This is a genomic window from Parazoarcus communis SWub3 = DSM 12120 (genome assembly GCF_003226565.1).
In the GTDB taxonomy this organism is placed as follows: domain Bacteria; phylum Pseudomonadota; class Gammaproteobacteria; order Burkholderiales; family Rhodocyclaceae; genus Parazoarcus; species Parazoarcus communis.
This window is the reverse complement of the sequence record NZ_QKOE01000007.1, coordinates 16,801-37,038: the sequence shown is the minus strand read 5'-3', so window position 1 is coordinate 37,038 and position 20,238 is coordinate 16,801. Positions and strand designations below refer to the sequence as shown.

20 protein-coding genes are annotated in these 20,238 nt (G+C 61.7%); 11 read left to right on the top strand and 9 right to left on the bottom strand.

The window, feature by feature from the left end; translation table 11 throughout:
* Positions 1-137 precede the first annotated feature (137 nt).
* Positions 138-1,739 carry an ABC transporter substrate-binding protein gene (locus DNK49_RS11555; protein ID WP_243632332.1) on the bottom strand — a complete coding sequence of 534 codons (1,602 nt, stop codon included), beginning with the start codon at positions 1,737-1,739 and terminating at the stop codon, positions 138-140.
* Positions 1,740-1,903: 164 nt separating this feature from the next.
* Between DNK49_RS11555 and DNK49_RS11550 the strand changes: the two genes are divergently transcribed.
* The 9 genes from DNK49_RS11550 to DNK49_RS11510 all read left to right on the top strand — a co-directional run bounded on the left by DNK49_RS11550 (position 1,904) and on the right by DNK49_RS11510 (position 11,022).
* Positions 1,904-2,542 (top strand): hypothetical protein, encoded by a 639-nt coding sequence (locus tag DNK49_RS11550; RefSeq protein ID WP_243632331.1) that lies wholly within the window; start codon positions 1,904-1,906, stop codon positions 2,540-2,542.
* 192 nt (positions 2,543-2,734) lie between these two features.
* On the top strand, positions 2,735-3,484 hold the full coding sequence (locus DNK49_RS11545; protein ID WP_110524680.1) for a flagellar brake protein: 750 nt from the start codon (positions 2,735-2,737) through the stop codon (positions 3,482-3,484).
* Positions 3,485-3,742: 258 nt separating this feature from the next.
* Positions 3,743-3,970 (top strand): ParD-like family protein, encoded by a 228-nt coding sequence (locus DNK49_RS11540; RefSeq protein WP_110524678.1) that lies wholly within the window; start codon positions 3,743-3,745, stop codon positions 3,968-3,970.
* Positions 3,967-4,788, top strand: a complete 822-nt coding sequence (map, locus tag DNK49_RS11535; protein WP_110524675.1) for a type I methionyl aminopeptidase — start codon at positions 3,967-3,969, stop codon at positions 4,786-4,788. The genes DNK49_RS11540 and map overlap by 4 nt, the downstream gene beginning before the upstream one ends.
* Before the next feature lie 939 nt (positions 4,789-5,727).
* Complete coding sequence (gene tagF / locus DNK49_RS11530; protein WP_110524673.1) at positions 5,728-6,702, top strand: type VI secretion system-associated protein TagF; 975 nt, start codon at positions 5,728-5,730, stop codon at positions 6,700-6,702.
* A 279-nt stretch (positions 6,703-6,981) separates the two neighbouring features.
* On the top strand, positions 6,982-9,516 hold the full coding sequence (gene mutS / locus DNK49_RS11525; RefSeq protein ID WP_424445132.1) for a DNA mismatch repair protein MutS: 2,535 nt from the start codon (positions 6,982-6,984) through the stop codon (positions 9,514-9,516).
* On the top strand, positions 9,513-10,283 hold the full coding sequence (locus DNK49_RS11520) for a fused MFS/spermidine synthase (protein ID WP_110524670.1): 771 nt from the start codon (positions 9,513-9,515) through the stop codon (positions 10,281-10,283). The genes mutS and DNK49_RS11520 overlap by 4 nt, the downstream gene beginning before the upstream one ends.
* Before the next feature lie 87 nt (positions 10,284-10,370).
* Positions 10,371-10,571 (top strand): (Na+)-NQR maturation NqrM, encoded by a 201-nt coding sequence (nqrM, locus tag DNK49_RS11515; RefSeq protein WP_110524668.1) that lies wholly within the window; start codon positions 10,371-10,373, stop codon positions 10,569-10,571.
* 19 nt (positions 10,572-10,590) lie between these two features.
* Complete coding sequence (locus DNK49_RS11510; protein ID WP_110524666.1) at positions 10,591-11,022, top strand: CBS domain-containing protein; 432 nt, start codon at positions 10,591-10,593, stop codon at positions 11,020-11,022.
* A 78-nt stretch (positions 11,023-11,100) separates the two neighbouring features.
* Here DNK49_RS11510 and dnaQ read toward each other — a convergent pair whose 3' ends face one another.
* From dnaQ to DNK49_RS11495, 3 genes are read right to left on the bottom strand one after another with little or no spacing between them, the layout of a single operon-like run.
* Complete coding sequence (dnaQ, locus tag DNK49_RS11505) at positions 11,101-11,817, bottom strand: DNA polymerase III subunit epsilon (protein ID WP_110524664.1); 717 nt, start codon at positions 11,815-11,817, stop codon at positions 11,101-11,103.
* A gap of 13 nt (positions 11,818-11,830) precedes the next feature.
* On the bottom strand, positions 11,831-12,289 hold the full coding sequence (gene rnhA / locus DNK49_RS11500; RefSeq protein ID WP_110524976.1) for a ribonuclease HI: 459 nt from the start codon (positions 12,287-12,289) through the stop codon (positions 11,831-11,833).
* Between the two features lie 5 nt (positions 12,290-12,294).
* On the bottom strand, positions 12,295-13,032 hold the full coding sequence (locus DNK49_RS11495; protein WP_110524663.1) for a class I SAM-dependent methyltransferase: 738 nt from the start codon (positions 13,030-13,032) through the stop codon (positions 12,295-12,297).
* Between the two features lie 28 nt (positions 13,033-13,060).
* On the opposite strand from DNK49_RS11495, the gene gloB reads away from it, so the two are divergent.
* Positions 13,061-13,822, top strand: coding sequence for a hydroxyacylglutathione hydrolase (gene gloB / locus DNK49_RS11490; RefSeq protein WP_110524978.1), 762 nt, complete (start codon positions 13,061-13,063; stop codon positions 13,820-13,822).
* A gap of 79 nt (positions 13,823-13,901) precedes the next feature.
* Here gloB and DNK49_RS11485 read toward each other — a convergent pair whose 3' ends face one another.
* Together DNK49_RS11485 and DNK49_RS11480 are read right to left on the bottom strand one after the other, a co-directional pair.
* The gene (locus tag DNK49_RS11485) at positions 13,902-14,294 is read right to left on the bottom strand and encodes a response regulator (protein WP_243632330.1); all 393 of its coding nucleotides are present in this window, start codon (positions 14,292-14,294) and stop codon (positions 13,902-13,904) included.
* Positions 14,294-15,262: a diguanylate cyclase gene (locus DNK49_RS11480; RefSeq protein ID WP_110524661.1), complete on the bottom strand. Its 969-nt coding sequence runs from the start codon at positions 15,260-15,262 to the stop codon at positions 14,294-14,296. The genes DNK49_RS11485 and DNK49_RS11480 overlap by 1 nt, the downstream gene beginning before the upstream one ends.
* A 149-nt stretch (positions 15,263-15,411) precedes the next feature.
* Here DNK49_RS11480 and DNK49_RS11475 point away from each other — a divergent pair, with 149 nt between their 5' ends.
* On the top strand, positions 15,412-16,905 hold the full coding sequence (locus tag DNK49_RS11475; protein ID WP_110524659.1) for a transglycosylase SLT domain-containing protein: 1,494 nt from the start codon (positions 15,412-15,414) through the stop codon (positions 16,903-16,905).
* An 84-nt stretch (positions 16,906-16,989) separates the two neighbouring features.
* On the opposite strand, the gene DNK49_RS11470 is transcribed toward DNK49_RS11475, so the two are convergent.
* Genes DNK49_RS11470 through DNK49_RS11460 form a run of 3 tightly spaced genes read right to left on the bottom strand, consistent with a single transcriptional unit; the run spans position 16,990 to position 20,080 of the window.
* A complete protein-coding gene (locus DNK49_RS11470) occupies positions 16,990-19,062 on the bottom strand; it encodes an ABC transporter ATP-binding protein (protein ID WP_110524657.1) in 2,073 nt (690 codons plus the stop codon).
* Between the two features lie 60 nt (positions 19,063-19,122).
* Positions 19,123-19,608 carry an FKBP-type peptidyl-prolyl cis-trans isomerase gene (locus DNK49_RS11465; RefSeq protein ID WP_110524655.1) on the bottom strand — a complete coding sequence of 162 codons (486 nt, stop codon included), beginning with the start codon at positions 19,606-19,608 and terminating at the stop codon, positions 19,123-19,125.
* Position 19,609: 1 nt separating this feature from the next.
* Positions 19,610-20,080, bottom strand: a complete 471-nt coding sequence (locus DNK49_RS11460) for a peroxiredoxin (protein ID WP_110524653.1) — start codon at positions 20,078-20,080, stop codon at positions 19,610-19,612.
* Positions 20,081-20,238 lie beyond the last annotated feature (158 nt).

Below are 20,238 nucleotides of genomic sequence, written 5' to 3'. Positions count from 1 at the left end.
AAAGGAGCGGAACAGATGAAAGAAGCCTGGATGCTATCAATGAACGGCCCGCAACGGGCAATCAGGCGCGATATGCCCCCAAGCCCCCTGCGCCTTTTTTTATGCCACCGGGACACGTTCACATCGATTCAGGCCCCTCATTTCACGCTGCGCACCTCGTGCGCATAGGTGAACTCATCCACCCGGCCGTCGTACTTCAAGCCCTTGCGCAAGCCCCAGCTCGCCAACTGGTGGTGGGACGGGATGACCGCCACATCGTCCAGCGCCAGCTTGGCCGCCTGGCGGGCAAAATCCTCGCGCTGTTCGGGTGACACCGACTCGAGCGCGGATTGCACCAGGGCATCCACTGCCGGGTTGCTGTAGCGCCCCCAGTTCCAGGTTCCCCACCCCCGATCGGCATCGGGCGTCCCCACGATGGAACGCAGGGTAAAGTCGCTCGCCAGCGAGCCCCAGCCAAGCAAGGCCATGCTGTACTCGCTTGCCCGTGCCTTGCCGAAGTAGACCGACAGCGGCAAGGTCTCGACCTTCGCCCGGATACCCACCCGGTTAAGCAACTGCGCCACCGTCTGCACCACCTGGGCGTCGTTGATGTAGCGGTTGTTGGGGCCATGCAGGGTCAGCCCGAAACCCTCCGGATAGCCGGCCTCTGCCAGCAGCTTCTTTGCCCCGGCCGGGTCGTAGGCCTCCACCGCAATCTCGCTGTTGTAACCAAAAATGCCGGGGGCGTTGATGTTGGACGCCGCCACCGCCCGCCCCTCGAGCGAGCGCTCGACCAGGGCCTGGCGATTGATCGCCTTCGAAATCGCCCGGCGCACCCTCACATCCTTCAGCGGGTTGCGGTCCAGCGGCTTGCCGGCCAGATCGGTTACGTAAGGCGAGCGGTCGCGAAACTGGTCCAGATGCCAGAACAGCGTGCGCCAGGTGGTACGAGTGGTGACCGAGACGCGCGGATTGGTCTTGAGCCGCGCCAGATCGGCCGTCGGCACGGCCTCGATCAGATCCACATCACCCGCCAGCAAGGCCGACAGCCGCGGCGCATCGCTGGCCAGCACACGGAAATGCACGGTATCCCACTCAGGCCGGACACCCCAGTAGGCCTCATGGCGTGCCAACTCGATGCGCTCGCCCTTGTGAAACGCCACCAGCCTGAACGGCCCCGTTCCAATCGCCGCCGGCCCCGCATTGAACTGCTCGGTCCCGGTCTTCTCTACCGCCTTCTTCGACACGATGAAGATCGAACTGAGATCGAGTGGCAGCGGACCATAAGGCGTTGCCGTACGCAGGCGCACGGTATAGCGGTCCACCGCCTGACTGGCGACGATGGGTTTGGTATAGCTAGTGTAGGAGCCCGGGCTGTTGGTGAGCTGCGCCGGTCGCGCCAGCGAGAACAGCACATCCTCAGCACTCAGCTCGCTGCCATCGTGAAACTTCACCCCCTTGCGCAAGCGGAACTCCCAGGTCGTCGCATCGACCGCCACCCAGGATTCCGCCAGCCCGGATATCAAGCGGCCGTCCGCATCCACGTCAACCAGACTGTCGAACACATGATGCAGAAACGCATTATTGGGTCCGGTATTGAAAAAATGCGGGTCGACCGTCGTGACCTCAGCCGCCAGACCGATCTTCAACGCTGCTGCCTGAGTCGTCCCCACCAGCGTCCACAATCCAAGCACCAACGCCAGCACTCGCACCCAATGCGCACCAAACTGCGTTCCTGAAGCCAGCTGCACCATTAACATCCTCTCTGCTTTTGAGTTCTCGCCCACACCCTTGGTGAATCAACACCCGAGACCGAACCCTGTTGCTGCAGGCCGAAAACTGTATAAAATAACAGCCATCAGCTCCAAGTACTACAGACAAGACACCATCACCCGATCGGCTTTACCTTCGCTCGCATCAAGTCATGGATCAGTTGAATCTATTTCCGGATGTTGTCGCCCCTGCTGCCGTGCTCCACCACGCACCACCAGCAGACGGGCACACGACGCCCCCACTTTCACGCAAAACCGCTTCTTACCCACCACAGCCCATGACCACTTCCTACATGGATACCGACGACCTTACAGAATCAACAGCCATCCGTGAAGACCGCCTCTGGCATGACAACGGCTGGATGGCCCGTGTCATCAAGAACGAAGACGACGACGGCTGGGCCGTCGCCATGTTCAAGGACGGCGAGGCGGAACCGGCGCTGGTGGGCCCGTGGACCATGGGCCGTGACAAGAAGAACCCCAAGCCCCTTGACCAGACCGCCTTCAACACCTTGATCAAGACCGCAAGTGAGGTCCTCCAGCGCCACGCCCAGCAAGCGCATGCTGCACTTCACAAACAGCTGACGGTTTTCGTCAACGATCAACAATGGGACATCAAGCTGGACATCACCCCAGATGAAGACGCCCCCTTTGCCACGCTCTCGGCGATCAACGACGAGGGTAGCCTCGTCGCGCAAGTTCGTGTGCGGCCCGATTTCAAGCTCACATCTGCAACGGCAAGCGCCTGGATCCAAAACGACTTTCCAGCCCCCGAAACAAGAGAGGACTGAACGACAGACGCCATCGTGATGGTGATGCGCGAACCCGACCGCCACCGCTGCATTTCGCACCAGCAGTCGATGGCTTGTGCTGGATCAAGGCGTCCGCGGCACCGCAGCTCGTAGAATGCGTTGCGGATTTGTCATTGCCAAATATGTAAAAATCCGTATCCTGCCCTCACCTTTCGCGCACGACTGCCTTGCATGCCGCCCACCGACCAGACCAGTAGCGACACAACCAGCCCAGCCAACGCGACCAACGCCCCACCTGAACGCAAGACCTATACCTTTGGCGAGATGCAGCTTTCGATCGGCGACCGCCTGCAGGTCGAGTGCCGACGCATCCTGCAGGAGCGCCGCGCCCTGGTCCGGCTGATCGGCTATGTCGACGGCCTCAGCCTGATCGTCAGCACCCCGGTGATTTCCGGCAAGCGGGTCGAACTGGTAGAGGGCGACGACATCATCGTGCGCGCCTTCTCGCGGCAGAATGCATTCGCCTTCCGTTGCACTGCGCTACGTATCTGCCGCCTACCGCTCGACTACGTCCATCTTTCCTTCCCAACCGTCATCCAGGGCAGCGTCATTCGGCAGTCCGCACGCGTCAAGACCGACATCGCGGTAGAGGTGCGTAACGTCAGCCAGCCCGAAACCCCCGTAGCGACGGGGCGCATTGCCAACATCAGCGCCACGGGAGCATTGCTTTGCACCCGTGGCATGCTGGCCCGGCGAGGCGATCAACTCGAAATGCGCTTCATACTGACGCTGCACGAAACCGACATGAGTCTCAAGGTGATGGCTGAAGTGCTATCGGCCCACCCCGCAGCTGAAGGCGAAAACCCTGACCCAGAACTCAGTTTCGGCGTCGGGTTCCGCGAGCCCTCACCAGACGCGCGGGTACAGATCAAGAGCTTTGTGTATCAACAGATCATCGAGCATCCACGCAACATAATCTGACCGCAAGCAGCAGTCCACTCAACAACACGCATCGCGTCGCACAAGATCGAACCTCGATCAAATGGCCTGCTTCGGCTTCAGCCATGCCCGATCAGCCTCGGGCCCCACGCCCTTCTCCTCACTCCACGCCTGTCAGCCCGTAGATCCGGAAACGCATCCGGTCGCCATGTGCGCACTTCACGTCGTCTTTTTGCGCTGAGTTTTCCGCGCGGAACTGGTAGTATACGAAACGACTACAAAACATATACCGAGAAAACCGTGGGTATCGTCAAAATATCAGAACACATCCATGAAAACCTGCGCCTGACCAGTGCCGCCCTCAGTCGCTCCATCAACGCACAAGCCGAACACTGGTTGCGTGTCGGCATGCTTGCGGAGCTGAATCCAGCGCTGTGCTACGGTGAGATCTGCAAACTGTTGATTCAGGCCGAACGAGACAGCCAGGCTGATCTGAACACGCAGGACAACATACAGGGGGCGGCATGAGCAAGAACACACACGTGTCGATCAAGACCGCCACCGAGATCGACATGGCCCGCCGCGCCGGCATGCTCGCAGCCGACGTACTGCGCATGATTGCCGAGCACGTGCGCCCCGGTGTCACCACGGATCAGCTCGACCGTCTGTGTCACGACTACATTGTCAATGTCTTGAAGGCCACGCCGGCCAACATTGGCTATCACGGTTACCCCAAGACCATCTGCGCCTCGGTCAACCACGTCATCTGCCACGGCATTCCGTCCGACAAGAAGCTCAAGAACGGCGACATCGTCAATATCGATGTCGCCTTGATCAAGGACGGCTGGTTTGGCGATACCAGCCGGATGTACTTTGTGGGCGAACCGGGCATCCTGGCGCGGCGGCTGGTACGGACCACCTATGAGGCAATGTGCGCGGGCATACGTCAGGTACGCCCCGGTGCGACGCTGGGCGACGTTGGTCACGCCATCCAGACGGTGGCGCATCGCGAGGGCTTCAGCGTCGTACGCGAATATTGTGGACACGGCATCGGTCAGATCTACCACGATGAACCACAAGTACTGCACTACGGACAGCCAGGGCAAGGTCTGAGGCTCGAGACCGGCATGGTGTTCACCATCGAACCCATGATCAATGCCGGCAAGGCAGACACCAAACACCTGCCCGACGGCTGGACGGTGGTCACCAAAGACAGGTCGCTATCCGCGCAGTGGGAACACATGGTAGCCGTCACCGATACTGGTTTCGAAGTACTCACCCCCTGGCCCGACGGTTACGGGGACTACCCTCCCATCGTTCTCCTGCCAGCGGTCGAGAATACCTGAGCACCCGGATCGGAGAGGCGCGTGCGCACTACGCCCAATCGCAAGCTTCAAACCGGCCACGCTGCGCACAACATCACGCTGACCGTCACGCTCCAGCACAACAGGACCTGACACGCCCACACCAGCATGTCGGCGTTGGAAGCTTAACCACTTGAGCCAAGGTGCCGACGCCCCACCCTGAAATTATGCCTCGTCCGATCCGCGTAGCATTACGGCGCGTCAATGGCCTCCGCACGGTCAATCTGCGACCAGACTCCTCGTCGCTGGGCGCCACGCCCACCTGGCCATTGGCATAGCAGGCAGCCCCTCCGTACCTGAGATACGGTCCGCGATGCACCACTAGCCATGAGGGCTCGACGCAAGCCCTGAGCACAATCGTTGTCACCACTGCCGACACCCGGCAGTCTGCACCGTACGCCCCGCCTACGCTGCCATCAAATTCAGCCAGCACACCGGAAGCCTCAGGGCCGCCCAGCGCAAGATTGAGCGCCAAAATGGGTAACGCAGACTGCGCAACTGAAGTGCAGTCTTTACCCTACCCCGAAATATGCCAAAAAGATCATTCCAATGTCCTTTAATATCTCTTTATACTATACACCTTCTCATGCCATAGCTTTTTCTCCACTGCTACGCGCCACATATGCATGTATTCCTGATCATCTACCTCCTAGCCTTCGCATTCGCTGCTTGGCTGCTGTTCTCCCCTCCTGTCACCTCAAGACCTCACAACGGGGTTACCCTAAAGCACCTGCGTCACCACCTGAAATACCATTTGAATCCGCCGATTCGTACAGCCCGCATCGCAACCAGAAACAGGCACTTGGACCGCACCCCAGACGTTCGCATCGTTATCCCGCCCAGACAGATTGCCATCGGCGAGCCCACACCACAAACAAACTCCACCACCGTTTCTACCTGTCCTAACCCCGCAAAAGAACCATGACGCCGGCGCCCCACACTGGTGCAAACTATTTCGGTAAACTGCCCTCTCGCAACGACTTCGTCCGCGGCGGATCACAATCCAGTCTGATCATGCAGCTCGACAGGTGGGCCTCGGAGAGTATGAATGCATTGGGCGCGAACCCACGCTGGAAGCTGATCTATGACAGCACGGCAGGCTTGGACTTCGCATTCGTCAGTGCGCACGCTCCCCACTCCGTGATCGGCCATATCAGGCCCAGTCGCGACGCCTCCGGACAGCGCTTTCCGCTGATTGCAGCGACAGCGATCACCCGGAGCGATCAGCTTGGCTTTCGCTATGGCCCCATCGGCTTCAGTGGACTTTGGGGCATGTTCCGCAGCAGCATCGAAACGGCTCTTGGTACCGACAACGGAGACTGCTCGCTCAATGCACTGACCCGTATTGATTGCGCCGCAGCCATCGACCTCGCACTGCGCAATAGTCCGCTACTACGCTTTGCGCGCATTACCACATTGGCACAGTTGAGCGCCGATACGGGCTCCAGTATCGCGGCCACCCGGCGACAGATCCTCTCTATCGGCCTGCTGCTGAGCCCTTTGTCAGGCAGGCGCCAATGCCGGATCGAACGCGGGCTATGCCTGCCAGTCCCAGCCTCGACCCGCACGCGCTGCAGCGTCGCAGGCTTCTGGCTGTACCTCATTTCGGCCGTGCTGCGCGACACCGATTGTGAATTGCAGATTCTGCTCGGTAGAATTCACTCTAAGGAACGCATGGTCATTGGATTTAGCGGGGCATCACCACGCACGCTGGCTAGCGTGCTATCACCCGCCAGCCTCGACGATGCCACCCTTTTGCTTGACGACCCATACTGGATCGACGCCCACCCCGCGCAATGTGCAACCCCTGCAATTGCCCGACTTGCCAGTTACCTTGAACATCCATCCCTCAACCTAGAAGCCATACTGAACACGTTCTGCGAAGCATTCACCTAAAAATGACGCTCCACGGCTAGCACTGGCCTCTGCTACCCCCTGAATCTACTGCATCGACGCGTCACCAAACTCATTCCAGCACTCGCGTAATCTCGGTGGCATCTCACACTACCTTCCTCGGCAGCGCACAGCAATCACTCGAAGTCTCCGCCCGCGATACGGTAAAATCCGACGTTTGCCCCGCGCGCACCTGCGCCCCTGACCCGGACACCTGCAGCCTTGACATCCCGGCAAGACCCCAACGCCTCGGCGGACGAATTCCCCGGCCATACACCGATGATGGTCCAATACCTGCGCCTGAAAGCGCAGCACCCGGACACCTTGCTGTTCTATCGCATGGGGGATTTCTACGAACTGTTCTTCGAAGACGCCGAGAAGGCCGCACGCCTGCTCGACATCACCTTGACCACCCGCGGCCAATCCGCCGGGCAGCCGATCAAGATGGCGGGCGTGCCCTTCCATGCGGTCGAGCAGTACCTGACCCGTCTGGTCAAGCTGGGTGAATCGGTCGTCATCGCCGAACAGGTTGGCGAACCGGGCGCCACCAAGGGCCCGATGGAGCGGGCGGTGGCGCGCATCGTCACCCCCGGTACGCTCACCGATGCCGCCTTGCTGGACGACCGCCGCGATGCCCTGCTGCTGGCCGCCAACCTGCACCGCGGCGTGCTCGGGCTGGCCTGGCTCAATCTGGCCAATGGCGACCTGCGGCTGATGGAATGCCCGTCCGAGTCGCTGCAGGCACAGTTCGAGCGTCTGCGCCCGGCTGAAGTCCTGATACCGGACGGTCTGGCGTTGCCGCTGCTCGAACAGCTGGCACCCGCACTGCGCAAGCTGGCCGAATGGCAGTTCGACAGCGAAACCGGCATCCGCCTGCTCACCCAGCACTTCGCCACCCGCGATCTGGCCGGTTTCGGGGTCGAGGGGCAGCCGGTCGCGCTCGGCGCCGCCGCCGCGCTGTACGAATACGCCCGCAGCACCCAACGCCAGAGCTTGAGCCACATCACCGGCCTGACCGTCGAGCGCGAATCCGAGTACCTGCGTCTGGATGCAGCCACCCGGCGCAACCTGGAACTAACTGAAACCCTGCGCGGCGAAGCCTCGCCCACCCTGCTGTCGCTGCTGGACACCTGCGTCACCAGCATGGGGTCGCGCTGGCTGCGTCACGCCCTGCATCATCCGCTGCGCGACCGCGCCATACCAGCCGCCCGCCAGCGTGCCGTGGCCGAACTGGTCGGCGAAGGCGACGGGCGCCTGGCCGGTACGATACGCGCTGCCCTGCGCGGCGTGGCCGACGTAGACCGCATCACCGCCCGCATCGCGCTGCGCAGCGCCCGCCCACGCGACCTCTCGGCCCTGCGCGAGAGCCTGGCCCGGCTGCCGGAACTGGCCACGCAACTGGCCCCGGCACAAAGCGAGTTGCTGCAGGCCATCGCAAACGGTCTGTCGATCTCACCGGAAGCCTGCACCCTGCTGACCCGCGCCATCGCCCCCGAGCCCGCCGCCATGGTGCGCGACGGCGGCGTCATCGCAGCCGGCTACGACGCCGAACTCGACGAACTGCGCAACATCCAGAACAACTGCGGCGAATTCCTGATGGCGCTGGAAGTCCGCGAGCGCGAGCGCAGCGGCATTCCGGGCCTGAAGGTCGAGTTCAACAAGGTGCATGGCTTCTACATCGAGGTCAGCCGGGCCAATGCCGAAAAGGTGCCTGACGACTATCGCCGCCGCCAGACCCTCAAGAACGCCGAACGCTACATCACGCCCGAGCTGAAGACCTTCGAGGACAAGGCGCTTTCCGCCCAGGAGCGCGCGCTGGCGCGAGAGAAAGCCCTGTACGAGGACATCCTCGATACGCTCGCCGTCCACATTCCGCCGCTGCAGTCCATCGCCCGCGCGCTGGCCACGCTCGACGGCCTTGCCGCCTTCGCCGAAGCGGCACTGCGGCATGGTTATGTCGCCCCCACATTCTCAAGTCAGGTCGGCATCGACATTGTCGGTGGGCGCCACCCAGTGGTCGAGCGCCAGGTCGAGGACTTCATCCAGAACGACGCCCGACTGGCACCCACCCGCAGGATGCTGATGATCACCGGCCCGAACATGGGCGGTAAATCCACCTTCATGCGCCAGGTCGCGCTGATCTGCCTGCTGGCCCACATCGGCAGCTTCGTGCCCGCACAATCGGCCACGCTCGGCCCGCTCGATGCCATCTTCACCCGCATCGGCGCCTCGGACGACCTGGCCTCCGGGCGCTCCACCTTCATGGTCGAGATGACCGAAGCCTCGGCCATCCTGCACGGTGCCACCGAACACAGCCTGGTGCTGATGGACGAGATCGGCCGCGGCACCTCCACCTTCGACGGCCTCGCGCTGGCGTTCTCCATTGCCCGCCACCTGATCGAAAAGAACCGCAGCCTGACGCTCTTCGCCACCCACTACTTCGAACTGACCCGGCTCAACGTCGAGTACCCGGAGTGTGCCAACGTGCACCTCGACGCGGTCGAGCACGCCCATCGCATCGTTTTCCTGCACGCCCTGGAAGAAGGCCCGGCCAGCCAGAGCTACGGGATCGAAGTGGCCGCCCTCGCCGGCATTCCGGCCCCCGTGATCCGCGAGGCCAAACGCCGCCTGCGTGCTCTGGAAAACCGCGAGATCGGCAGCAACAGCCAACCCGACCTGTTCGCTTCGCTGCCCGAACCCGACGTGGCCCCCCTGTCGCATCCGGTACTGACCGCGCTTGCCGACATCGACCCCGACAACCTGAGTCCGCGTGAAGCGCTGGAACAACTCTATGCCCTTAAGCGGATGAGCTCATGAGCACCCCGATCGACATTTCCGAAGAAGCCGGCGTGCGCTACCTGCACTTCGGCTCTGAATGGGTACAGGGCGCAATGCGCATCCGCAAGCCCAATGCTCTTGAGCTGGCCTATACCCGCGAGATGATGGCGGGTCTGCTGTTACGCGATGGTCTGGCCGACGACGGCGCACACTGGCCCAAGCGGGTATTGCTGATCGGCCTGGGTGCGGCCTCGCTGACCAAGTTCATTTACCACAACTGTCCGCAAAGCCGGCTACAGGTCGTGGAAATCGCTCCCGGCGTAGTGGCCGCCGCGCGCCAGTTCTTCCGCCTGCCGCCAGAAGACGCCCGGCTGTCCATCCGCATCGGCGACGGTGCCGCCTATATCGTCGAAAAAGAAGCCCGCTTCGACTACATCCTGGTCGACGGCTACGACCGCAATGCACGTGCAGGCGCTCTCGACACGGCCGCCTTCTATCAGGCCGTGCGCAGCCGCCTTTCCGATCAAGGCCTGATGGCGGTCAATCTGTTTGGCCGCTCGAAAGGCTATAAAGCCAGTGTGGAGCGCATCTTTGCCGCCTTCGACGACCGTGCCATCGCCTTTCCGTCCTGCGACAGCGGCAACGTCGTGGCCTTTGGCGCCGCAGGCGAACCGGTCGAACGCAGCATTGCCGAACTGCGGGAGCGGGCTCTGGCACTGAGAACAACCACCGGCCTCGACCTGCTGCCTACCGTCACTCGCCTGGAGCAAGCCGGATCGCTACCGGGTGGCAGCCTGATCCTGTAAAACGCAGCCAGGCAACGCGCGCTATTCAAGAACAAGTCGGTACAAGGTATTGTCTACCCCGCACCACAAGCGGACACTGGAACTGAAATGAGCACCTTTCTTCTTACCCTGATCGTTGTCGGCGTCGTCATTGCAGCCATGGCAATCGGCGTGATGTTCGGCCGCAAGCCGATCGGCGGCAGTTGCGGCGGCCTGGGGGCCGTCGGCCTGGAATGCGAAGGCGGCTGTGAAAAACCCTGCCCGAAACGACTCGCTAAAATGAAGGCGCAGGCCGAACAACAATCCTGAATTCGTCCAGGGAGGACTCATGCTTCAATCGATGCTCGTCAAGGATTACATGGTGGGCGACCACCTTACCTTCAGCCCCGAAGATGAAGTGCTGCACGCCATCCACGCACTGCTGGAGCACGGGCTGAGTGGCGCACCGGTTACCGATCACGACGGACGCCTGATCGGCTTCCTGTCCGAAAAGGACTGCCTCAAGGTCGCGCTCAACGCCTCCTACTTCGAACAACGGGCAGGCCTGGTCAAGGACTACATGAGCCGCGATGTCGTCTCGGTCAAAGGAGATGGCAGCCTGATCGACGCCATCGAGACCTTCGTCAATCGCTCGTTCCGCTGCCTGCCGGTGGTGGAGGGAGAACGCCTGATCGGGCAGATCTCACGTCGGGACATCCTGCGCGGACTGGAAAAACTGCGCGCCAGCCACAAGACCACCCGCACCCGCGGTCACGTCTGAACGCAATCTGCTGCAAAAAATGAGGCAAAAGCCCGACAGTCCTGCTGCCGGGCTTTTGCCTCATCACTGCCTGTGGGCTCAGGCAGCTGCCGGCTCAGGTGGCAACCACATGCACAAGCCCTTGTTTGCCTTCGAGATCTCAGCCAGCACTTTGTCGTGAGCCTCAAGTTCAGTTTCGGATGCGCGCAGCACCAATAGCGGCTTGCGTTCGAAAGCACCACCCGACAGATCCCCTGTCACCGACGGTGGTTCTTCCTCCAGCGTCATGATCAGACTTTCCTGACCGCGCGTCATCGCCAGATAAACTTCGGCCAGCAACTCGGCATCCAGCAAAGCGCCGTGCAGCGTGCGGTGGCCATTGTCGATCTCGTAGCGGTCGCACAGGGCATCGAGCGAAGCCTTCTTGCCCGGATTCTGCTCCTTGGCCATCTTCAGGGTATCAACCACCCCAGCGCACAGCACATCGAGCGTGGGCCGGCCCAGCAGCTTCAACTCGTTGTCGAGAAAGCCCACGTCAAAGCTGGCGTTGTGAATGACCAGTTCCGCATCACGCACAAAATTCTCGAAATCGCCGACGATACCGTCAAAACGAGGCTTGTCGGCCAGAAACTCCTCAGTGATGCCATGCACCGCCACCGCCTCGGCATCGATGCCACGACCGGGGTTGATGAACACATGAAAATGGCGGCCGGTCAGATTGCGATTAAGCAACTCGACGCAACCGATTTCGATCACACGATCACCATTACGCCAGTCCAGGCCCGTGGTTTCCGTATCCAGTACGATCTGTCTCATCTTAAGTGCCCCTTCAGCCCTCAACCACCGTGCCGGCCTTGCGCGACGCTTCCGTCCCACGACGCGCCAGCTCGTCGGCACGCTCGTTCTCGGGGTGACCGGCATGGCCCTTGACCCACAGCCACTTCACCTGATGTTTCGAGGCGGCCTCGTCCAGGGCACGCCACAAGTCGGCGTTCTTAACCGGCTCTTTCGAGGCGGTCTTCCAGCCCCGTGCCTTCCAGCCATGTATCCATTCGGAAATGCCCTTCTGCACATACTGGCTGTCGGTATGCACACGGACCTGCACCGGACGCTTGAGCATGCCCAACGCGCGGATCACCGCCATCATCTCCATGCGGTTGTTGGTCGTCTGCGGATCCCCCCCCCAGATCTCCTTCTCATAGGTACCGCTACGCAGGATTGCGCCCCAGCCCCCCGGCCCCGGGTTGCCGCTGCAGGCACCATCGGTATAAATATCGACTTCTTCCATCATTGCTATTGTGAGTTCCTCGCCTTCCCCGCGTGAATGTCACGCTGGGTTACGGCAGACAATCGTTTGGCGGTCGCCCGCTTTTCCCGCCAGTTGGGCATGATCAGACGCGCCCCCTGTACCCGCTTGATGCCGTGCATCACATAGACCGCTCCGCACACCGGCCACCAGCGCGGACCGGCGCGGTCCATGAAGCGCCAGCGCTCCAGCCATTTTTCAGTGGACGTCGCCGGCGCATAGCAACCGAACTGGGCGCCTGGCGTCTCGAACCCCAGCAGCGTCAGCCAGTCGCGCACCCGTGGCGCGGAGAGATACTGCCCGCGCCACGGCACCGCACCCGTCTTGCGTGCAGCCAGACGGCGCAGCCCCCACAGGCTGAAAGGATTGAGTCCGGCAATCACCACACTCCCCTCCGGCACCAGCACCCGTTCGACCTCACGCAGTACCTGGTGCGGGCGCCGGGCAAATTCCAGCACATGGGGCAGCACCACCAGATCCAGGCTGGCACTGGCAAACGGCAAGGCGTCATCCAGCGCCAGCACCGCCGCCGCGCCGCGATCCGCACACTGAAAGCGGTAGGGCATGCGATTGGCGCGCAACAAGGCATACTCGGGCAGGCCAAGCTGCACCGCGTTATAGCCAAAGACATCGGCCAGCACGCTATCGAGCCGGGCCTGCTCCCACTCGATCAGGTAGCGCCCCGCAGGCGTGTCCAGCCACTCCGACAAACCAGGGATTGACATGGGCGGTCAGCGCTTCAAAATTCGAAAGATGAACATTATCCCCGTTTCGGCGTTTCGCGATAACTACATCTGGCTGCTGCACAATGGCAAGCAGGCTGCGGTGGTCGACCCCGGTGATGCCGCACCGGTTCAACTCTTTCTGAACGCCCATGGTCTCAGCCTGTGCGCGATCCTGATCACCCACCATCATGCCGACCACACCGGCGGCATTCAGGCACTGACCCAAGCCTGTCCGGTGCCCGTATTCGGCCCGGCGGCCGAAGCCATCGCCGGCGTGACCCATCCGCTGACCGAGGGCGATACGGCCTGCGTACCCGAGCTTGCGCTTGAACTACAAGTCATCAGCGTACCCGCCCACACTGCCGGTCACATTGCCTACCATGGCCAAGGCATGCTGTTCTGCGGCGACACGCTGTTTTCCGCAGGCTGTGGGCGATTGTTCGAAGGCACCCCCGAGCAGTTGCAGCAGGCCTTGTCCCGACTCGTCGCCCTGGGCGACGATACCCAGGTGTATTGCACCCATGAATACACCCTGTCCAACCTTGCCTTTGCGCGTGCGGCAGAACCCGACAACCTTGCGCGCGACCAATACGCGAAACACTGCGAAGCCCTACGGGCAGAAAACCTGCCTACCCTGCCCACCTCGATCGGCCTGGAGCGTCAGATCAATCCTTTCCTGCGCACCCGTTGCGGCACCGTCATTGACCAGGTCGCCGCCCATAGCGGAAAGCGGCCACGCAACGACCTGGAATGCCTGACCGCACTACGTGCCTGGAAAGACGTATTCTGATGAGACCCGGCGGAATGTTCCCCCTTCCGCCCTTTACCGTCCTGGAGCACCTGCAGGGGATACACCATGAACCCGGTTTCTACGCCGGACTCTCCAGACCCAGCACCCTGTTCATGGTCTCGATCACGCGGGCTGCATTGAAGGGTTTGAGCACCATACCCGCAGCACCTTGCTGAACAACCTGACTGACGGTCTCACGGTCACTATGCGCTGTGACCATTAACACTTTCACCTTGGGAAAACGATCCCGCAACTCACCCAACACCTCCAGACCGCTCCGCCCTGGCATGCTCACATCCAGGCACACCACATCAGGCCGGACCTTCTCGACCAAGTCGGCCACACCTTCGCCATCACGCGCCTCACCGACGACATCAAAACCAGCCTGGCGCAAAATCGCGCGCAGGGCCATCCTGATCACTTCGTTGTCGTCCACCAGCACGACCTTCCTGCTCTTGCTAGGCATGTTCATTACCCGATCTGTGCGGTCATGCCGCTAAGACTTGCGGCCAGCTTGTTGCGACCGTTCTTCTTGGCCCGGTAGAGCGCCTCGTCAGACGCCTTGAGCAAGCTGACAAAGCCATGCTCATCGCCTCGATCCGGCGTCATCGTCGCGGCACCGATGCTGACCGTCACCACCCCCGCAGTTGACGAAAACCGGTGTGTGATACCCAGCCCCTCAATACCCGCACGCATCGCCTCAGCCACCGCGAGAGCGCCATCCAGTTCCGTCTCCGGCAGGATGGCCGCAAACTCTTCTCCACCGTAACGCGCAACCAGATCAGGGGGGCGCCGCAGCATTTGCTCCAGCGTGCGCGCCACTGCCTTCAAGCATTCGTCACCCACCTGATGTCCGTAGTTATCGTTGAAAAGCTTGAAGTGATCAACGTCGATCACCAGCAGGGACAAGGGTTTTCCGGTGCGTGATGCACGACGCCACTCACGATGCAGGGTCTCGTCGAAACGACGCCGGTTTGCGATGCCGGTCAGGCCATCAACGGATGATAGCCGGGTCAACTCGCGATTGGCGTCATCAAGCTTGCGCGTCAAGACCAACAGCGACGAGCGCATCTGCGCAATGCGCCGCATCGCATTCACCTTGGCCTTCAGCACCACCTCGGACACCGGCTTGACCAGGTAGTCATCGCCACCGACTTCGATGGCACGCTGCAGATCGTTCTCGCTCGCGCGTGCGGTCAGGAAGATGATCGGCGTCCAATCACCGTCCTGCTCAAGCTGACGAATGCGGTGGGCCACCTCAAAACCGTCCATGCCAGGCATGATGATGTCGAGCAGCACCAGATCCGGACGATCGCGTTTGAACATCTCGACGCCACTTTCGCCGTCACGTGCATGCACGGTCAACAGCCCCATCTTGGTGAGCTGATGACAGACCAGCGTAGCGCTGGTGACAGTATCTTCGATGACCAGGACTTTCATAAGACCGCGCAGACCCGAAGGAAATTGAGGGGGTGACATATGCTACCAAGGGATTATGTCCTGTGCCGGGGCTTTGCGCACGGAACGCTCGATTTGACGTCTTCCGGGTGGGTCGCTAGACTCGCCTGCTTTCGTATCGGCGGGCTTCGATGGCGAAGCTTTTCTCGCTCTTCCTCCTGCTTGCGCTGTTCCTGCAGCCGTCCCACGCACTCGAGCCTCAGACCGGGCTGGTCACGCCCATACCGGAAGAGACAGCTGTCCCCCCGCGCGTACTGACGCTGGACCTGACGCGTGACGCCAACGACATCTGGGACCGTATCCGTCGTGGTTTCGGCATGCCCGACCTGGACAGCCCGCTGGTCAGCGATCAACAACTGTTCTACCTCAACCGTCCAAGCTTCCTGAAACAGGTTCTGGGACGTGGCGGTCGCTATCTCTATCACATTGTTGACGAGCTCGAGCGCCGCGGCATGCCGACCGAACTGGCACTGCTGCCCATGGTCGAGAGCAGCTACAACCCACTGGCGTACTCACGGGCACATGCCTCGGGCCTATGGCAGTTCATTCCCTCGACCGGTCGCAACTACAAGCTGACCCAGGATAGCTGGGTGGATGAACGTCGCGACGTGATCGCCTCGACCAATGCCGCGCTGGATTATCTGCAGACCATCTACGAGATGCATGGCGACTGGCACCTTGCGCTGGCCTCATACAACTGGGGGGAAGGCGCAGTGGGACGTGCCCTGCAGCGCAACCGCGACGCAGGACTACCAACTGAATACAGCCATCTGCGCATGCCGGATGAAACCCGCAATTACGTTCCCAAGCTGCAGGCGATCAAGAACATCATTGCCGAACCCGAACTATTCCACCTGGAACTGCCCTACGTCGCCAACGAACAGCACTTCGTGACCGTCGCGGCACCGACCGGCATCGATCTGGCAACCGCTGCGCAATACGCCGGGATGAGCATCGAGGAGTTTCTCGCCCTCAACCCGGGCTTCAATCGCCCGGCGATCACGACCGAAGGGCAATCGCTGGTCGTGCCTGCCGACCGCGCGCGGCGTCTGGAGTCCGGCTTGAGCGAATTCCAGCTATCCGGCAAGGGCTGGCGAACGCATGAGCTCGCACCAGGTGAAACCCTTGCCAGCATTGCGACCCGCCATCAACTTACCCTTGCCCAACTGCTGCAGCTGAACGGTCTGGCGGCCGGCAGCAGGCTGAGTCCGGGTTATACCTTGCTGGTGCCGGATGGTGCGGACCCTCAGGGCGCATTGGCGGTCAGCAAACTGCTGCCCGGCGGCAACCGGCTGATTGGTGCCTCGCCTGCCGTCAAGCTGGCGACCTCCAGCCCTTCATCCGCCAAGACAAGCGCTGCAACCAAAGGCAAAAAAGCCACGCCGCAGAAGCCCTCGCAAGCGCCCCGCAACGCGGCCAAGGCCCCAGCGAAACCTGCTACAAAAAGTACTGCGCCAAAATCGAACTCGAGTGCAAAGCCTGCCGCAAAGCCCAACACGCCAGCCCGGAGCGCGCCTCCGCCCAAGGCCAGTACGCCGGCAAAGCCCGCTGCCACGACAAAGCCTCCCACCAAGCCAGCGAACAGCAAGCCGGCTACGCAGACGACTACGCCCAAGAAACCCTAAGGGGACCGAACAAGACGCCTGGCAGCATGATCGCAACACGGCAAACACCGTGCGCCCCAGGCGGGCCCCTATGGCCACCGTACTTCAATCGGATACGCGCTTTACCGCATTGGTCAGCGGCCAATGACAGCGCACCCAATGACCGCCGACCATGCCCTGTGCAGCGGGGTAGCTGACCCGGCAGATGTCGGTTGCCTTCGCGCAGCGTGGATGAAAATGACATCCCGTCGGTGGCGTCAGGGGGGATGGCAGCTCGGCCGGGCTCATTGCAAGTGCAGCACCGACAGCGATCTCCTCGATGGCATCCACGCGCGGCACGGCCTCGAGCAAGGCCCTCGTATAGGGATGGGCCGGCGCCTTCAGCACGCTTGTTACCGGCCCCTGCTCGACGATACGCCCCAGATACATCACCGCGACCTCGTCAGCCAGATAGTCGACCACCGCCAGATTGTGAGTAATGAACAGATAAGCCAGACCACGCTCGGCCTGGAGCTCACGCATCAGGTTGAGCAATTGCGCCTGCACTGAGACATCCAGCGCACTGGTCGGCTCATCACACACGATGACACGTGGCGACACTGCCAGGGCTCGGGCAATCGCGATACGCTGGCGTTGACCGCCTGAAAACTCATGTGGATAGCGCCAGCGCATCGCGCTCGACAAACCAATGCGTTCGAGCAAGCCATCAACAGTACGACGACGCTCGGCAGGCCCCTCACCGACACCGAGGCTGTGCATGCCTTCCTCGATGATCTCACCGATGCGTAGCCGCGGATTGAGCGACGCGAAGGGATCCTGGAAAACCATCTGCACCGCCCGCCGCATGGCCAGCAGCGCATCCTGTGAAGCACCCGCCTGGTTCTCGCCTTCGAACAGGATCTCGCCTGCCGTCGGAGCGATCAACTGCAGGATGGCCTTACCGACGGTGGTCTTGCCGCAACCCGACTCCCCCACCAACGCAAGCGTACGACCTAGCACCAGCGCCAGACTGACCCCATCGACCGCGCGAACCTCTCCGACCGTACGACGCAACAAACCCTTGCGTACCGGAAAATGCACGGCAAGATCGCGCACTTCGAGCAAAGGCGTCATCTGACGGCCGGAACGGACAAATCCTGAGCCCGTCATGCGCTGCGCCAGCGGGCGCGGAATGCTGACAGTCTCGTACAGATGGCAACGCACGGCCTGTGCGCCAAGCTGATGCCAGGGCGGCACCTCGTCATCGCACCGGTCAAAGGCCTGGGGACAGCGATCGGCAAAACGACATCCCGCAAACACCTGGTCCAGTGTCGGCACGCTGCCCGGCGGCGCATCCAGCGGGCTTCCACGCTGGCTGCCGTCAGGCAAGGCGGCGAACAGCTTGCGTGCATAAGGGTGCAGCGGAGTCTGGAAGAAAGCCTGACGAGGTCCGGTTTCGACCAATTCGCCCGCATACATGACCCCCACCCGGTGAGCCATGCGCGCGACCACGCCCAGATCATGCGTGATCAGCAACATCGCCATGCCACGCTCACGCTGCAGGCGAACAAGCAGATCCAGCACCTGGGCCTGAATGGTGACGTCGAGCGCGGTCGTCGGCTCGTCAGCAATCAACAGCTCGGGGCGCCCGGCCAGCGCGATCGCGATCATCACCCGCTGCTTCATGCCGCCGGAAAACTGGAAGGGGTAATCATCCAGACGACGTGCCGCATCCGGAATACCCACCGCCTGCAACAAGGCCTCGGCCTCGGCGCGCGCCGCCGCACCACGCAGGCCGCGATGCAGGGCCAGCGCCTCGGTGATCTGTGCGGCCACGGTCATGACCGGGTTCAGGCTGGTCGATGGCTCCTGAAAAACCATGCCGATACGCCCGCCGCGAACGCCACGCATGCGCGACTCGGGCAGGCGCAGTACATCTTCGCCGGCCAGACGTACCTCGCCACTTTCGATCGACGCTGCATCGGGCAGCAAGCGATTGAGCGCCAGCGCAGTCATTGACTTGCCACAGCCGGATTCGCCGAGCAATGCCAGCGTCTCGCCGGCCGCAACGTCAAAGCTGACGCCATCGACGGGTCGCAGCACGCCAGAGGCAAGCGCAATCTCCACCCGCAAGCCCTTGACTTCAAGCAAGGGGCGGCTGGCGTCAGGCAATCCTGTGACTCGGGTAAAACCGATCATCCCCAGTCCGTCAGTCAGAAAAAGTGAAAAGGGCCGCAGTTGCGGCCCCTGTTGCGACGATCAGTGGTGATGACCGCCTGCGCCATGTACATGACCATGAGAGATTTCTTCTGCGGTCGCGGCACGCACTTCGGCCACGGTCACGTCGAAGATCAGCGCCACGCCAGCCAGCGGGTGATTGCCGTCGACCACGACCTTGCCTTCGGCGATGTCGGTGACGCGATAGATGATTTCTTCTTCGCCATCCTCGCTGACACGCTCGAAGGACATGCCGACTTCAATGTTCTCGGGGAACAGCTTGGCATCCTCGACCAGTACCAACTCTTCATCGTAGTCACCGAAAGCATCTTCGGGTTGCAGCTTGATCTGAAAGGTTTCGCCCAGCTTCTTGCCGTGCAGCGCTTCTTCGAGCATCGGGAAGATGCCGTCGTAGCCGCCGTGCAGATAGACCAGCGGATGTTGACCATCGTCGATCATCGCGCCATCGGGGTCGGTCACGGTGTACTTCAGGGTGACGACGCTGTTCTTTGCGATTTCGGTTTGCATGCTATGTATCCAGTTCCTTGACCAGTTTGAAAACCGCGGCGGCATGGCCGCGGGGCGTGACATCACGGAGCACGTGACGGATGACACCCTGCTTGTCGATGATGAAGGTTGTCCGCGCCACGCCCATCTTCTTTACCCCGTCAACTTCCTTCTCTTGCCACACATCGTAAAGACGGGCGACCTCGGTCTCGGTGTCGGCCAGCAGGCGGATCGACAATCCGTGCTGATCGCGAAACTCGGCATGGGTCAGGCAGTCGTCGGGACTCACACCCACGATGATGCAATCGCAACGGGTGAAGTCGTCTTCGTGATCGCTGAAGTCGGCCGCCTGAAGCGTGCACCCCGGAGTGTTGTCACGCGGGTAAAAATAGAGAACCACACGCTGCCTGCCGCGCGTGGACAGGAGATCAAACGATTCCATGTCCGCGTCTGGCAGTGAAAAAGCAGGGGCTAGGTCTCCGCTTTGCAACATCGGTTCTCCCTGACGTGCCGAGGATTCTAACGGAGAGGCGGTACGAACTCTACCGGCCTGTGATCGGGGCTGGACGAACATGGTGCCGCTCCTTTCTGGTTTTGGAGGCCTTGCGTCGGCAAAAACTGCGCGCCTTCGACATCAATAGCCCAGACCGG

Coding starts and splice junctions, on each gene's coding strand:
- DNK49_RS11555 (WP_243632332.1), bottom strand. CDS start 1,739: ATGTTAATGGTGCAGCTGGCTTCAGGAACGCAGTTTGGTGCGCATTGG.
- DNK49_RS11550 (WP_243632331.1), top strand. CDS start 1,904: ATGGATCAGTTGAATCTATTTCCGGATGTTGTCGCCCCTGCTGCCGTG.
- DNK49_RS11545 (WP_110524680.1), top strand. CDS start 2,735: ATGCCGCCCACCGACCAGACCAGTAGCGACACAACCAGCCCAGCCAAC.
- map (WP_110524675.1), top strand. CDS start 3,967: ATGAGCAAGAACACACACGTGTCGATCAAGACCGCCACCGAGATCGAC.
- tagF (WP_110524673.1), top strand. CDS start 5,728: ATGACGCCGGCGCCCCACACTGGTGCAAACTATTTCGGTAAACTGCCC.
- mutS (WP_424445132.1), top strand. CDS start 6,982: ATGGTCCAATACCTGCGCCTGAAAGCGCAGCACCCGGACACCTTGCTG.
- DNK49_RS11520 (WP_110524670.1), top strand. CDS start 9,513: ATGAGCACCCCGATCGACATTTCCGAAGAAGCCGGCGTGCGCTACCTG.
- nqrM (WP_110524668.1), top strand. CDS start 10,371: ATGAGCACCTTTCTTCTTACCCTGATCGTTGTCGGCGTCGTCATTGCA.
- DNK49_RS11510 (WP_110524666.1), top strand. CDS start 10,591: ATGCTTCAATCGATGCTCGTCAAGGATTACATGGTGGGCGACCACCTT.
- dnaQ (WP_110524664.1), bottom strand. CDS start 11,817: ATGAGACAGATCGTACTGGATACGGAAACCACGGGCCTGGACTGGCGT.
- rnhA (WP_110524976.1), bottom strand. CDS start 12,289: ATGGAAGAAGTCGATATTTATACCGATGGTGCCTGCAGCGGCAACCCG.
- DNK49_RS11495 (WP_110524663.1), bottom strand. CDS start 13,032: ATGTCAATCCCTGGTTTGTCGGAGTGGCTGGACACGCCTGCGGGGCGC.
- gloB (WP_110524978.1), top strand. CDS start 13,061: ATGAACATTATCCCCGTTTCGGCGTTTCGCGATAACTACATCTGGCTG.
- DNK49_RS11485 (WP_243632330.1), bottom strand. CDS start 14,294: ATGAACATGCCTAGCAAGAGCAGGAAGGTCGTGCTGGTGGACGACAAC.
- DNK49_RS11480 (WP_110524661.1), bottom strand. CDS start 15,262: ATGAAAGTCCTGGTCATCGAAGATACTGTCACCAGCGCTACGCTGGTC.
- DNK49_RS11475 (WP_110524659.1), top strand. CDS start 15,412: ATGGCGAAGCTTTTCTCGCTCTTCCTCCTGCTTGCGCTGTTCCTGCAG.
- DNK49_RS11470 (WP_110524657.1), bottom strand. CDS start 19,062: ATGATCGGTTTTACCCGAGTCACAGGATTGCCTGACGCCAGCCGCCCC.
- DNK49_RS11465 (WP_110524655.1), bottom strand. CDS start 19,608: ATGCAAACCGAAATCGCAAAGAACAGCGTCGTCACCCTGAAGTACACC.
- DNK49_RS11460 (WP_110524653.1), bottom strand. CDS start 20,080: ATGTTGCAAAGCGGAGACCTAGCCCCTGCTTTTTCACTGCCAGACGCG.